Source organism: Rhodopirellula sp. SH410 (assembly GCF_055811895.1).
In genome coordinates this window covers 5,685,592-5,699,831 of record NZ_CM147949.1, presented here as the reverse complement: position 1 = coordinate 5,699,831, position 14,240 = coordinate 5,685,592, and the positions used below count along the sequence as shown (strand labels likewise).

The 14,240-nt window shown below is 60.2% G+C and carries 7 protein-coding genes; 5 read left to right on the top strand and 2 right to left on the bottom strand.

Annotated elements, in window-relative coordinates; translation table 11 throughout:
- Positions 1-42 precede the first annotated feature (42 nt).
- Complete coding sequence (gene dusB / locus SH410x_RS20730; protein ID WP_473670411.1) at positions 43-1,065, bottom strand: tRNA dihydrouridine synthase DusB; 1,023 nt, start codon at positions 1,063-1,065, stop codon at positions 43-45.
- A gap of 173 nt (positions 1,066-1,238) precedes the next feature.
- Positions 1,239-2,546 (bottom strand): cytochrome-c peroxidase, encoded by a 1,308-nt coding sequence (locus tag SH410x_RS20725; protein ID WP_473670410.1) that lies wholly within the window; start codon positions 2,544-2,546, stop codon positions 1,239-1,241.
- A 376-nt stretch (positions 2,547-2,922) separates the two neighbouring features.
- Between SH410x_RS20725 and SH410x_RS20720 the strand changes: the two genes are divergently transcribed.
- The 5 genes from SH410x_RS20720 to SH410x_RS20700 all read left to right on the top strand — a co-directional run bounded on the left by SH410x_RS20720 (position 2,923) and on the right by SH410x_RS20700 (position 14,045).
- Positions 2,923-3,630: a GntR family transcriptional regulator gene (locus tag SH410x_RS20720; RefSeq protein ID WP_473670409.1), complete on the top strand. Its 708-nt coding sequence runs from the start codon at positions 2,923-2,925 to the stop codon at positions 3,628-3,630.
- Complete coding sequence (locus tag SH410x_RS20715; RefSeq protein ID WP_473670408.1) at positions 3,627-8,006, top strand: DUF1592 domain-containing protein; 4,380 nt, start codon at positions 3,627-3,629, stop codon at positions 8,004-8,006. Before SH410x_RS20720 ends, SH410x_RS20715 begins: the two co-directional genes overlap by 4 nt.
- 309 nt (positions 8,007-8,315) lie before the next feature.
- Entirely contained in the window at positions 8,316-9,647 is a 1,332-nt protein-coding gene (locus SH410x_RS20710; RefSeq protein WP_473670407.1) for a DUF1552 domain-containing protein, read from the top strand.
- A gap of 9 nt (positions 9,648-9,656) precedes the next feature.
- The gene (locus tag SH410x_RS20705) at positions 9,657-12,575 is read left to right on the top strand and encodes a PSD1 and planctomycete cytochrome C domain-containing protein (RefSeq protein WP_473670406.1); all 2,919 of its coding nucleotides are present in this window, start codon (positions 9,657-9,659) and stop codon (positions 12,573-12,575) included.
- A 78-nt stretch (positions 12,576-12,653) separates the two neighbouring features.
- A complete protein-coding gene (locus SH410x_RS20700) occupies positions 12,654-14,045 on the top strand; it encodes a DUF1501 domain-containing protein (protein ID WP_473670405.1) in 1,392 nt (463 codons plus the stop codon).
- The last annotated feature ends 195 nt before the right edge of the window (positions 14,046-14,240 follow it).

Genomic DNA, 14,240 nt, shown 5'->3' with positions numbered 1-14,240 from the left:
TGTTTGTGCCCCCCCATGCATGTCGGGGCGTCGGGGGCACGCTCAATCCGCGAGGCTGAGCGGAAAATGCTCCTCGACGACGGCATGGAACTCCACCGCCGTGGAGACTTTGGCGACGTGGGTGCGGAAGTGCCGAGCCCCGCGTTTGCCTTGGGCATAGCAGCAGGCGTATTTCCGCATCAAAATGGTGGCTTTCTCCTCGCCAAAGCGGTCCACAACGAGCCGGTAATGCTTCAGCATCACGTCGCGCTGCTCGATCATCGTGGGTTCCGGTGGAATCGGCTCTCCGCGGAGCGCTGCAGCGGCTTGGGAGAATAGCCATGGTCGCCCCAAACAGGCGCGGGCGATCATGACGGCGTCTACGTTGTATTTTTCGAATGCCGTGACGACCTTCTCAGGGCTATCGAGATCGCCATTGCCGATCAATGGAATGTTCTTCAGGTGGGCCTTGATTTCGCTGATCCGGTCCCAGTCAGCGTGGCCGCGAAACATGTCTGCGGCCGTGCGCCCGTGTACGGTCAGGGCCGCCGCACCGGCCTCCTCGACCACGCGAGCAATCTCATCGCAATTGATGTTATTGGGGTGGCAGCCAAGGCGAATTTTGGCAGTGACGGGGGTCGGTGCACAGACCTGCACCAGTTGGGAGATGATGGCATGCATCCGCTGCGGTTCTCGCAGCAGGTAGCTACCGCTGTGCGCCTTCTGCGTGACCTGGCGGACGGGGCAACCAAAGTTAATGTCCACCACGCTGACGTGATATTCCTCCACCAAGCGGGCTCCGACCTTGGCCATCGTGGCCGCATCATTATCCCAAATTTGCACCGCCAAAGGCCGCGGCTCATCGGCCACTCCCCACAGCCGATCGGGATGTTCGGCTTCGTTTTCGTCCATCCACACGAACCCGCGCGCGTTCACCATTTCGGTCGCGAGCAAGCCCGCACCCCCGAATTGCCGGACAATTTGCCGGAATGCGGCATTGGTGAACCCCGCCATCGGCGCCTGCAAGATCGGCGGATCGATGGTCAGATTGCCGATTTTCAGCGGAGCGATAGCAGTGACGGGCATGGCAGACAAAAAGATTAGGGAGTGATCTCGTGGCGAGGCTCGCCAGAGCGTGGGCCGCGGTTGGCAGCGATCTGCTGCCGCTTCATCGACCGTCCGGCAACGGTAGCTGCCGGACGGGCTTCGGTTCCCCCTCGCAGGTTCGATCGCAAACGACCGACGAATCGACAGAAACGTTACGGAGCGGCGGGCAGCCGACCAATCTCGATCACAGGGAAGTCACTGGTCAATCCCTGGACCATGAATTCGACCAAGTCGGCTTTCTCCGCGTCGGTCAGTTTCAGCGGTTTCATCTTGTCGCTGAGCCACTTGTTCGGGTGGCCACCCTTGTCGTACCACTCAACGACTTCGGCGAGCATCTTCTGGCTGCCATCGTGCATGTAGGGGCCGGACACGGCGACGTTTCGCATCGTGGGCGTCTTGAAGGCACCGCGATCTTTGTCCTCTTTCGTGACGACGTAGCGTCCCAGGTCGGGGTCATCGGCCGTCATCCCCACGCCGATGTTGTGGAACTGTTCATCGGTGAAGTTCGCACCGGCGTGGCAATTGGTGCAGTTCGCTTTCCCGAAGGTGAGCTCCATGCCGCGAATGGACGATTCGGTCATCGGGTTCTTCGCCGCTTCAGCCTTCAGTTTCGCGTACTGCTCAGCGAGTTCGGGTTCCTCGTCGAGGTACTCGAGATCGTCAGCAAAGGCCTTTTTAAAGGTCGCCAAGGGCACGTAGTAGTCATAGGGAGCCGGTCCGGTCACGATCGTTCGCTCGAAAGTCGCGATAGCTTTCCCCACGTTGTCGATCGTCACGCCGTCAGGAAAGATTCGCTCGAACTGGGTTTTATAGACTGGGATTGCGGCGAGCGTCTCGATACAAGCCTCGTGGGTATTGGCCATTTCAATCGGGTTTTCGATGGGGCCAACGGCTTGCTCTTCGAGCGATCCCGCACGCCCGTCGTGGAATTGAAGCTGGCTCAAGATCCGATTGAAGGAAACAGGTGAATTTCGATTGCCCGTCTGATCTCTGACGCCCACCCCAAACTGAGTATCGAATGCCCAGCCGAGTTCCGGTGCATGGCAGGACGCACATGAGATCGTGCCATCGGAGGATAGCCGTGGGTCGAAGTAGAGCTGGCGGCCCAGTTCGATCTTGGCCCGCGTCATCGGGTTGTCTTCGGGGATGTAGATGTTCCCGGCCGCAGCATCGAGCCCCCGTGGCAGTGTCACCTGGAGCGCCGCGTGGTTTTTGGGGCTGGCCAGCCACTGCTCGACCTGCTCCATCGTCAGCGGCCCTTCGCCAGGGACGCCTTCGGTCAACGAGGGGTCTCCCAGGCTGACTGCTTCGACGGGGGTGGCAGCGGGCTGCGTGTCGTCGGCCCGCACGTCGCCTGTGCACAGGCACAGGCCGCTCAGGCCAGCAAGAATAGCGATATTTGCCGCGAGATTGCGACCGTTGAGCGACTGACGTCGATGGGGAGAGAAAGTGATATTCATGGCAAATTCAATTAAAAACGAGGCGGGAAACCAGCGAAATACCCAGTGTGACGTGTGGAGGACATCTGTCGACTCCGTTCGCCGGCAGTAACCCATTCTAAACCAAGACGCAAACCTTCGCACGCCGATTGCACGCCGATTGCACCGGATCGAGCAATCACACGTCCTCTCTCTTGGCCTCCTGCCGAGGAGTTGCCAAGGGGGCTCGAAACCGGGCCGTGACCGAGGCGCACGCCGGCGCATCTCGCGGTCGTCTACGCTGGTTGTCGGGCCGAGCCTGCGGCCCCCTGTTCTCAGCCTCGGGAAAGGTCCCCGCCTGGATGACGGGCGAGAGCTGCTTGACGGTATACCGTTTTCTTGTATGGTATACCGTATGATGCATGCGAACCCTTCCACCCTTGCCGCTTCCGCTGTTGATCGTCTGCGGCGTGAAATTTTTGACGGGCAGCTTCCTCCGGGAACTCGGCTGGCCGAGGCCGCTGAAGCCAAGCGACTGGGCGTTAGCCGCGTGCCGGTGCGGGAGGCGTTCGCTGCGTTGGAGCGAGACGGGCTGCTCGAGTTCACCGAGACCGGACGCACGGTGGTGAAACAACTGACCCCTCAGGATTTCGAGGAACTGTTCTCGCTGCGACTGCTGCTCGAACCGGCCGCAGCGCGAGCGGCCTTTCCGCTGAGTCGAAAGCAACAGCGCTTGCTCGAAGAGAATGTTTCGGCGACCCGAAAAGCAAAAGCGTTGGACGAGGTAACCCGGCTTGATCTGGACTTTCACCAGATGATTGTGGCGGCGTCCGGGAACACGCGGCTTCTGAAGTTGTGGCGTTCCCTGCGTACCGAACTGGAACTCTGGCTGGGCTATTTCCACCAACAGCATCGGGACCGAGATTTGAACACGCGAGTCGAGACGGCCGATTCGCACGAAGTGATCCTGCATTGTTTTCAAACCCGTTCCGCCGCCGCCTGCGAGAAGCTGGCACGCGAACATATCCTCAGTTGGCGTGAATGGATTCCCATGGTGGACCTGGAGTCATTCCCGTCCGCGACCAATGAGTGTTCCTCAGGACCGCTCAGGAGTTCTGCAGTATGAGTCTGGCTATCTCGAACCTTCGCGAGCCACCGCTGCAGATGGCCTCGCCAGAGACTCAGAAGCATCCTAGCCGAGCCGTCGCCGGATTTTTATCGAAGGTCTGGAAAAGCCGTTCTGCGATTTCGTTACCGAGGACTCCACCAGCGGCCGCGAAGGTTCGTGCACGAAGATGCACCGTTGCCCTGTGGACCTTGCTCGTCGCCGGTTCCGCAACCGGGGCAGACAGCGGGTTCGAGGAAACGGTTCAGCCTATCCTGCGTCAGTATTGTGTTGGATGCCACTCGACAGAGCGGAACGAGGGCGAGTTGGACCTGGAACCGTTTGCAAATTCGCAAACGCCTGTCGCGCAACCCAAAATTTGGGAACAGGTCCTGGCTCAGGTTGCCGATGGCGAAATGCCTCCGAAAGAGGAACCGCAACTGCCTGATCAGCTCAAGACGAGGCTGATAACATCGCTACAGGAACGGTTGAATCAGCTGGCACTCGCCAGTGCTGGCGATCCCGGAGATGTCGTACTGCGGCGGCTTTCGAACATGGAGTACACCTACACGCTGCGTGATTTAACGGGCGTTGTCGCGCTTGATCCGGCGAAGGAGTTTCCAGCCGATGGGGCTGCCGGTGAGGGGTTCACGAACACGGGGGCGGCCCTGGTCATGTCTCCGTCCTTCTTAACAAAATATCTAGACGCCGCGAAAAGTGTTGCCGACCACGCGGTGTTTCTGCCCACTGGGATGAGATTTTCTCCGTCTACCTCCCGGCGCGATTGGACGAACGAGTCGCTGGTCCGAATCCGCGACTTCTATCGCCAGTTTACCGTGACGCTGGATGAAGAAACCACGGTCGGGGGCACGGGAGTGGTCCATAACGGTGGCGGGCGAATTCCGCTGGAGAAGTTTTTTGCGGCACTCGCGGAACATCGCGATGCTCTCGCCAGCGGAAGGGCGACCATCGCCTCGGTCGCCCGTGAGGGCAACCTCAATGGGAAGTATCTCGGTCTCCTCTGGACAATGCTCCATGACGAGCACCCGTCGTTGCTGCTGGACTCATTGCGTGCGAAGTGGCGAAACGGAGAACTCTCGGTCGCGGATATCGAACCGTGGCAGCACTCACTGTGGCGATTCACGAACATTGGTCACCTGGGCAAGGCGGGCGGTCCGACGGCGTGGATGGAACCCGTGACGCCACTGGCATCGCAACAGGAATTCCGCGTGAAGCTGGCTGCTCCCGCCGATGGTGGGGACGTCGTGGTCTACTTGTCGGCTGGCGACGCGGGCGACAGCAACACGCATGATTTCGCCTTGTGGGAAAATGGCCGCATTGTTTTTGAGGGTAGGCCCGACCTGCCTCTCAAAGATTTGCGTGGCGTGGTGCGGCAGCTAACGATGCGGCGCGACGCGATCGCTTCGACGGTGCCTCAATGCCTCGCCGCCGCACACGAGGCGCAGATGTCGCAAGGACCCGTCGACGTCGCAATCCTTGCACAGCAGCATGCTGTCGATCGTGACTTACTCACCGATTGGCTCAGCTATCTGGGCATCCAGGCATCGCAGGACGCGAAGATCGGGACACTCTTGACGGGCAAGACTGAAAGCGTAGCCAGTTACGACTTCATCCAAGGTTGGAGCGGCGAACAGGCCTATAGCGTGCTCGCGAATGCTTCCGATGTCACGGTCCAGATCCCTGGCACAATGAAACCACACAGCATTGCCACGCATCCCTCGCCCGCGCTCTCATCCGTCATCGGCTGGCGTTGTCCGGAAGCGGGGCTCGTCACGATCACTGGAAACGTACAGGACACACACACCGCCTGCGGCAACGGGGTCACGTGGGCGCTCGAGGTACGTCGCGGCAACACACGGGATTCTTTTGCCAGTGGTGTCACCTCAGGCAATGCCGTCAGCAGTGTGGGACGTTTTGAAAACGTGTCGGTGCAGCCTGGCGACATGGTCTCGCTGGTGATTGGTCCGGGCCAGCGAAACCACGTCTGTGATCTCACGGCAATCGAACTGACGATTCAAGGTGCCGAGAAAGAGTGGGACTTGGCCAAGGACATTGTCCCCGACATTTTGGCGGGCAATCCACACGCCGACCGATTTGGCAACGACGAAGTCTGGCATTTCTTTGGAGAACCGGAAACGGCGGGCGTTGAGGGGATCGTTCCGAGTCAGTCGCTATTGGCTCAGTGGCGTCGCGCAGCAGAGGCCGATGAACGCTCGCGTCTCGCGGTTGAGCTACAGCAGCTCCTTCAGCAGGAATTCGATTCGATTCCCGCCGACTCGCCTGATCGAACGACGCATTCAGAGCTGCTGTCACTGACGGGACCGCTGCTGGCATCGACGCCGGCATCCGCATTGCGTTCGCCGAGCAGCACGCATGCTGTGGAATCGGAGTTCCCCTACGGCATCGATTCGACGCTGTTCGGCAAACATCCCGGCGACGGTGATGTCGCCGCGAACAGTCTGTGCGTGCAGGCCCCGTCACTGATCGAAGTACACCTTCCCGCATCCCTGGTCGACGGCGCGGAGTTCGTGGTGGAGGGGCGATTGCATCCTACCAGCGGCGGCGAGGGTAGCGTTCAGATGCAGGTCACCGGCACGAAACCAACCGTCACGCAGTTGCGTCCCAGTTCCAGCAATTCCGAGGAGCTCAACGGGGCCTGGACATCTAGTTTGCCGTCCATGGCGTTCGAGGCTCCTGTGCTGGTCCAGGAGGGGAGCTCGGCTCGCGAACGATTGGAAGCGGCATTCGATGACTTTCGCCAGTTGTTTCCCGCCGCCGTCTGTTACACGACCATCGTGCCGGCGGACGAAGTGGTGACCCTGACGCTGTTTCATCGCGAAGACAAACTGCTGTCGCAATTAATGCTCGATGATCACCAACACGCCATCCTCGATCGCTTGTGGGCGGACCTGCATTTCGTCAGTCGAGATGCACTGACATTGGTCGACGCATTCGAACAGATTTGGGAATTCTCAACGCAAGACGGTCCCGATGCCCCGCACGGCGACAAGCGATTGGAGCCGTTGCGGGAGCCGATCATGCGCGGCGCCGAGCGGTTCCAGAAACGGCTCGTCGCCCTCGAGCCCGTCCAGGTTCAGGCTGTGATCGACTTTGCTCCGCAGGCGTGGCGTCGCCCTCTGACGGGGCCTGAACAGGAGGACTTGCGAGATCTCTATCAAACGCTACGAACCAAAGGCGTCGCCCATGAGGAAGCCGTTCGCCTGCTTCTCGCTCGGGTCCTCACGTCGCCCGCATTTCTGTATCGCGGCGAGGTGGCCGGACCGGGAGCGACCTCCACGCCGGTCAGCGACTGGGAGTTGGCAACGCGACTGAGCTATTTCCTGTGGTCTTCGGGGCCCGACGAAGAACTCCGCGCCGTCGCCGCCTCGGGCAAGCTGCATTCCGGTCAGGTGCTGGTCGCTCAAACCCGCCGCATGTTGCAGGATGGCCGCGTTCGGCGGCTCGCGACTGAGTTCGGTTGCCAATGGCTGCACATTCGCGATCTGGAGAATTTGGACGAAAAGAGCGAGCGGCATTTCCCAACCTTCATCGGCGTGCGCGACGAGATGCAGGAAGAGGCCGTCCGTTTTCTGATGGATCTGTTCCAGGCGGATCGGTCCGTGTTGTCGTTGCTGGATGCCGACCACAGTTTCATGAACGCCGCACTTGCCAGCCACTACGGCATCGAGTTGTCGAGCATCGAATTACCAGACGAACACTCACCGGGCGACCGCTGGCAGCGCGTCGATGGCTTGCGTGCCCGTGGTCGTGGAGGCATGTTGGGCTTCGCCGCCACACTCGCTAAGCAGAGTGGCGCCTCTCGCACCAGCCCGATTCTACGAGGTAACTGGATCAGCGAAGTCGTGCTGGGCGAGAGACTTCCCCGCCCCCCCAAAGACGTGCCGATCCTGCCCGACGAAGCCCCCGACGGGCTGACCGAACGCCAATTGATCGAACGTCACAGCAGTGACCCCAGTTGCGCTCGCTGTCACGATCGCATCGACCACTTTGGCTTCGCCCTGGAAGGCTTCGACGCGATTGGCAGATCACGCAGCACAGATGCCGCGGGACTGCCGATCGATACGCTGGCGAAAGTCCCGGGTGGAGGAGAGCTAAACGGCTTGGATGGTCTGCGATCGTATCTCCTAGAGCAACGTCGAGACGACTTTCTACGTCAATTCTGCCGCAAACTACTCGGCTATTCGCTGGGACGCAGCGTGCAGCTGTCAGACAAGCCTCTGTTGGACGAAATCCTCGCTGATCTGAAATCGCACGATTATCGGGTGAGCACCGCCATTGAACGGATCGTCCTGAGTCCGCAGTTCCGCGAGATCCGCGGGCGCGAGTTTTCTTCCAGTACCGAGAGGACCCAATAAGGTGCCTGATGACTTCGCAACCTGATACCTATCGGGCTGTTGATTGAATTGAGTTTTCGCTGGCGAGGGTGAACCGAATGCTGTGAGGCATCGAGTCATGCACCGCACCCGGCCGCTGACGCGACTCGGCTCATTCCAACAACCGTCCGGTGTGTGCGGGATGTCTGGCCGATCGATGCGTCGGCGATCCCTCGACAATGCGTCGGCGATGCATCGCCGATGCCGCCGCGACGCGTTGGGTAACCATTCGTTGTTCCACCTACCAATCTCCCGACCCGCTTGAAAGCTCGCAACGTCATCGGAATCAACATGAACCAACATCATTTCTCACGTCGTTTCTTCCTGCGTGGTGCGGGCGTCAGCATGGCGTTGCCGTGGCTGGAATCGTTCAACGTGTGGGGGGATCAGCCGCGCGCCCAAGAGCCGGCCAGCGAAGCCCCCGTCCGTCTGGCGGTGCTGTTTTCGGGGAACGGTTTTCATTCGAAGCAATGGTGGGCGAAGGGCGAAGGGAGCGAGATGGAACTCGGCAAGACGCTGGCGCCGCTACGCGATTTTCGAGAGAAACTGTTGTTCGTCCGTGGCCTCTATCATGAAGAAGCGCGGAAGGGAAACATCCACAGTTCGCAGACCGGGAACATCCTCTCCGGGGCGCCGATCGCATCGGGCGGCGAGATTCGATCGGGAACCAGCTTCGACCAATTACTGGCACAGAGTTACGGGCGATCGACGAAGGTGCCCAGTCTGGTGCTGGGCTGCGAGCATTCCAACCCGTCGGTCCACAAAAATTACTCGATGCTCTACAGTTCGCACATCTCGTGGAATTCAGCCACGACGCCGACGCCGCTGGAACTCTACCCCGCGCTCGCGTTCGACCGCCTCTTCAAAGACGAGGTCGCCCCCGGGGACAAGAGTGTGCTCGACGCGGTACTGGCCGATGCTCAGGACCTGCGACGCCGCATCAGCACCGGCGACCAACGGAAACTGGATGAATATCTCGATTCGGTCCGCGACGTCGAGACCCGCATTGAGAACGCTGGAATACGCGGCGACGTGCAGGGGTGGCGGCCTACTCTCGACACGCCGAACATGAATCGTCCCGCCAACGGAATTCCGCAGGACATCGCCGAGCATATGCGATTGATGAGTGACATCCTCGTGCTCGGTTTTCAGACCGACACCACGCGGATCACGACGTTGAAACTGAACAACGATCACAGCGCCTTAAGGTTCCCGAATCTAGCAAGCGTCGAGCAACCACAGCATGGGATCGACTACATGATCCATCACCTGTTATCGCACTCCGATGGCGAGGACTGGTTGAAGGTCAATCAGTTTTTCATGGAGCAGGTAGCGTACATCGCTCGCAGGCTCGACTCGATTCAGGAGGGCGAGCGCACGCTGCTGGACAACACGATGCTGATGCACTGTTCGAGCATGATGGCCGGATCGAAACACGATAACGACCAGCTTCCCGTGATCCTACTGGGCGGTGCCGGTGGCCGCATTCAGGGCGGCCGTGTCCTGGACTACCAGGACAAACCCGAACGCCAGTTGTGCCGCCTATTCCTTTCGATGATGGACAAGATGGACGTCCATCCCAAAACGTTCGGCGACGCGACAACCATGCTCCAGGAGGTCTAAGTCAGGCTCATGATCGAACGACTCTTTTTACTTTGGATAGCCTTCCTAGCGGTCACTGCGTCAACGGATGCAGCGGCAGCGGCCGACGACGCATTCTTCGAATCGAATGTGCGGCCGCTCCTTGTCCAGCATTGTTATGAGTGCCACAGCGGCACGAAATCCATGGGCGGCCTCTCTTTGGACACCCGGTTGGGCTGGGAAATGGGGGGCGATTCGGGGCCAGCGATCGTGCCGGGGAAGCCCGACGAAAGCCTGCTGATCGAGGCCGTGAACTACGATTCGCTGGAAATGCCCCCGCCCGATAAGGCTGGGAAGCTCTCGGCGGACGAAATCGCTGTCCTCACGAAATGGGTGGCCATGGGCGCCCACGACCCTCGCGTCGCTGCTCCGAAACTTGGCGGCATGAAGGTGGAAGACGCAAAAAGCTGGTGGGCCTTCCAGCCATTGCCGGCAGCCGAGGGCTCGCCGACGCCGGCGAAAATCGATGCGTTCATTCAACGTGAACTGGATCGACACGATGTCCAACCCGAATCGATCGCTGACAAGCGAACACTCATTCGCCGCGCCACCTACGACCTCACGGGACTGCCGCCGACGCCCGCGGAAGTGGATGCGTTTATCGCCGATCGATCGCCGGACGCGTTCACCAATGTCGTCGAACGTCTCCTCGAGTCGCCGCAGTACGGTGTGCAGTGGGGCCGTCATTGGCTCGATGTGGTTCGGTATGCCGACACGGCGGGCGAGAACACCGACCGGCCGCTGCCGCACGCGTGGCGCTATCGGAACTGGGTCTTCGCCGCCTTCAACGCCGACATGCGTTATGACGACTTCGTGCGTTGGCAACTCGCCGGTGACATCGTGTGTGCGGACCGCGACCAGACGCAGCGTGGCGAGGGCATCATCGCTACGGGCTATCTCGCCATTGCGAGGCGTTTTGGTCACGACATCGACAAGGACATCCACCTGATGCACGAGGATGTGATCGATAACCTGGGCAAAAACTTTCTGGGGCTCACCACGGGATGTGCTCGCTGCCACGATCATAAATACGATCCTGTCACCGCGAAAGATTACTACGCGCTCTCCGGCATTTTCAACAGCACTCGCTTCGCTTTCCCAGGTTGTGAACCGATAGGACAGCCACGCGACCTCGTCCCACTACTGCCTCAAGCCGGCATTGATGCCTTGATGAATCCCTGGCGGGGACGCATCGCAATCGCCGAAGCCGAGCAGGAACGGCGGCTGGGATCGATCGCCGCCGAATCGAAAACCATCGGCGTCCTTGCCAAGGACGCCACCCACACGCTCTCGTCGTCGCACGTAGACGAAGGAGCGTCGGTCTCGTTCGCCGCTGGCAAGCGAGAATCGCTGCAGCACATCAACGTGCGGAAGGGCGAGCTCATCCAGCTGAGCGTCTCGCCCAACGCAGGCCATGGCGGAGATTCCACGCTGGTCGAATGGACGATCACCGAAACCGCCGGGGGGCAACGCGAGTGGAGTGTGGCCGATTTCATTCAGAGCCTCACACAGGGGAATCCGCAGGACGGACGAGACGGCGGCACATGGTGTTTCCTCGACGTCACCGATGGTCCGAAGTTCCTCAACGAAAAGAGTGATTCGATCAACGGGAGCCTCGCTTTGAAAAAGTGGAGTATCGGCAGCGAGCCGTCGGTGTTCGTTAACACGGCGGATCATCCGGTGATGGTGTGGACGGAACTGCCGGCGGAGTCGTTCTTTGTCCATCCGGGAGCGAACCGCCCCGTCGCGGTCGCGTGGATCAGTCCGCTGGACGGCCAGGTCAGCATCTCAGGCCGAGTGGCCGATGTGCATCCCGCTGGTGAGGATGGCGTTGCCTTTCAGCTCGACCACATCGCTGCGGCCGACGTCGGTCCGACGCTCATTCGCATCGGAGCGGCATCGATGATTCGAGCCAGCGAAACGGAGCCTCCACCGGTGATCCCCGTGGCTTATGCCGTGGTCGAATCGACTCCGGGAAATTTGCGAGTTCAACAGGGTGGCGATCCGGAAAAGCTAGGCGAAGAAGTGCCGCGCCGCTGGCTCTCCGTCTTCGGTGGCGATCCGGTTTCCGACGATGCGGGAAGCGGTCGGCGACAGCTGGGGGATTGGATCGCAAACCATCCGCTCGCTGCCCGAGTGATGGTGAATCGCATTTGGCTGTGGCATTTCCGGCATGGTCTCGTCCGTTCACCGAACGACTTCGGTTCCCGCGGTGAGACGCCGACACATCCCGAATTGCTCGATTGGCTGGCGTCGCAGTTCGTTGCCAGTGGTTTCAGCGTGAAGGCGATGCACCGCCTGATCATGAGCACGGCGGCGTATCAACGCAGCAGCGTCTCACCAACGACGACGGACCCTGACAACCGCCTGCTGGCTCACTTCAACCGTCGCCGCCTGAACGCGGAGGAGATCCGCGACAGCCTGCTGGTGGTCTCCGGGCGACTCGATCCCACGCCCGCTGAAGCGCATCCGTTCCCGCCGGAATCGACGTGGACTTTTACCCAGCACACCCCCTTCAGCGCCGTCTATGACACCACCCAACGCAGTGCGTATCTGATGGTGCAGCGTCAGCGGAGGCATCCGTTTCTCGCTTTATTCGATGGCGCCGACCCCAACGCCAGCACCCCCGAACGGCAGATGACCACCGTCCCCACGCAGGCTCTGTATTTTCTCAATGATCCGTTTTTTCATGCTCAGGCTGCCGCCTTGGCCACATCCCTGATGAAGCTAACGGATGACAACGCGCGGACTTTCAAAGTGTATCGTGACTTGTTTCAACGATCACCCTCGGCCGCCGAACAGGATCGCGTGAACGCTTTCGTTGCCAGCTATCCGGGTTCGCCAGACGAACAGTGGGCTGCTTGTGTGCGGGTGCTGCTGGCAAGCAATGAATTCCTTTACCTGGACTGAGCAAATGAGCGTCAGCGATTCGTCGCTGAATCGCTCGGTATCCAATCAGACAACCATTGTTCGAAGGTTCCCATACTCATGAAACCACCCTTCCCCACTCGCCGACAATTTGTGCAGTCTGCGGTCACCGGATCGTTGTTATTTCCTGGCATCATGCAGCAGTTGATGGCCGAGGATGCTGGGCCGCTCGCCCCTCGCGAGCCTCACTTTCCCGCCAAGGCGAAGCGGGTGATCTTTCTCTTCATGACCGGAGGTGTCTCGCATGTCGATACCTTCGATCCGAAGCCGGAACTGATTCGGGGTCACGGTAAAGAGATCGAGGCTGACCATCCCGAGATCAAAGGGCGAGCGGGCTACGAACGGATCTATTTGAAACGCCCGCAGTGGGAGTTCTCGCCACGTGGGCAGTGCGGCACGGAGGTGAGCGAGTTGTTTCCTCACATTGCAACGTGTGTGGATGACATCGCGTTGATTCGCTCGATGCATACCTCGCACTCGAATCACTACAACGCCACATTGGGCATGCACACGGGGTCTTTTACGCAGTCTCGTCCCAGCCTTGGATCATGGACGACGTATGGCCTGGGGACCATGAATCGCAATCTGCCTGGCTTCGTCGTTATTGCGCCCCAACAGACGTATGCCGGTACCCAGGTCTACGCCAGTGACTTTCTGCCCGGTGCGCATCAGGGCACACTTGTCGTCCCGGGTGCAGAACCGGTGGCGAATGTTGCCCCTCGGATTCCAGCGGATCGCCAGCAGCTTGAGCTTGCCGCCCTGCGGATGGCCAACGAAGAGCATCTCGCAACCCGCGATGGGGATCCGTTGCTGGCCGCGCGACTGCGGACCTTCGAGACGGCGTTCGGGATGCAAATGGCCGTCCCGGATGCGTTTGAGATGAAACAAGAAAGCGATGCGACGCTGGCAAGTTATGGTTTGCAGCGAGGCCAAACGTCAGGGTTTGGTTGGCAATGCCTCGCCGCGCGGCGTTTGGTCGAGCGAGGCGTACGCTTCGTGGAATTGATCGATACGGGGTCCTCAGGAAACTGGGATGCACACGGTGACATGATGACACACGTGCCCCTGGCCCAAAATGTCGATCGCCCGATCGCCGCGCTGCTCAAGGATTTGAAACGCCGTGGTCTGTTGGACGATACGCTGGTCGTGTGGACGACGGAGTTTGGCCGCACGCCCTTCAACAATACCGCGGAAGCCAAAGGCCGTGAGCATCACCCGTGGGCCTTCAGTTCGTGGCTCGCTGGAGCGGGAGTCAAACCTGGCATCGTTCACGGAGCCAGCGACGAGATCGGCCTCCGCGCTGTCGACAAACCGGTCCATGTTCACGATCTCCATGCCACGATCCTGCACCTGATGGGTTTCGATCACGAAAAACTTACCTATCGCCACGCCGGTCGTGATTACCGACTCACCGATGTCGAAGGGAATGTGGTGAAGGCAATACTGGCATGAGCGACACCCTGCCACCAACCGGCACCCTCGGTGTTTGTGTCTCGCCGATCGCTGGTCGTGCCAGGTGTTGAATATTCAGAGGCATCGACTCCTGCGGCCCGTGAGCCTGCTGTGCGGGACGCCAGTCCGCATGCCGGCGCATGCTGGCAATAACGTTCCCAAACGAGGTGCCGATGCGTCGTTTAGCAACGCGGG

Excerpts from the sequence above, each read along its gene's own strand:
- SH410x_RS20715 (WP_473670408.1), top strand. The coding sequence starts at position 3,627 with ATGAGTCTGGCTATCTCGAACCTTCGCGAGCCACCGCTGCAGATGGCC.
- SH410x_RS20725 (WP_473670410.1), bottom strand. The coding sequence starts at position 2,546 with ATGAATATCACTTTCTCTCCCCATCGACGTCAGTCGCTCAACGGTCGC.
- SH410x_RS20705 (WP_473670406.1), top strand. The coding sequence starts at position 9,657 with ATGATCGAACGACTCTTTTTACTTTGGATAGCCTTCCTAGCGGTCACT.
- SH410x_RS20710 (WP_473670407.1), top strand. The coding sequence starts at position 8,316 with ATGAACCAACATCATTTCTCACGTCGTTTCTTCCTGCGTGGTGCGGGC.
- SH410x_RS20700 (WP_473670405.1), top strand. The coding sequence starts at position 12,654 with ATGAAACCACCCTTCCCCACTCGCCGACAATTTGTGCAGTCTGCGGTC.
- dusB (WP_473670411.1), bottom strand. The coding sequence starts at position 1,065 with ATGCCCGTCACTGCTATCGCTCCGCTGAAAATCGGCAATCTGACCATC.
- SH410x_RS20720 (WP_473670409.1), top strand. The coding sequence starts at position 2,923 with ATGCATGCGAACCCTTCCACCCTTGCCGCTTCCGCTGTTGATCGTCTG.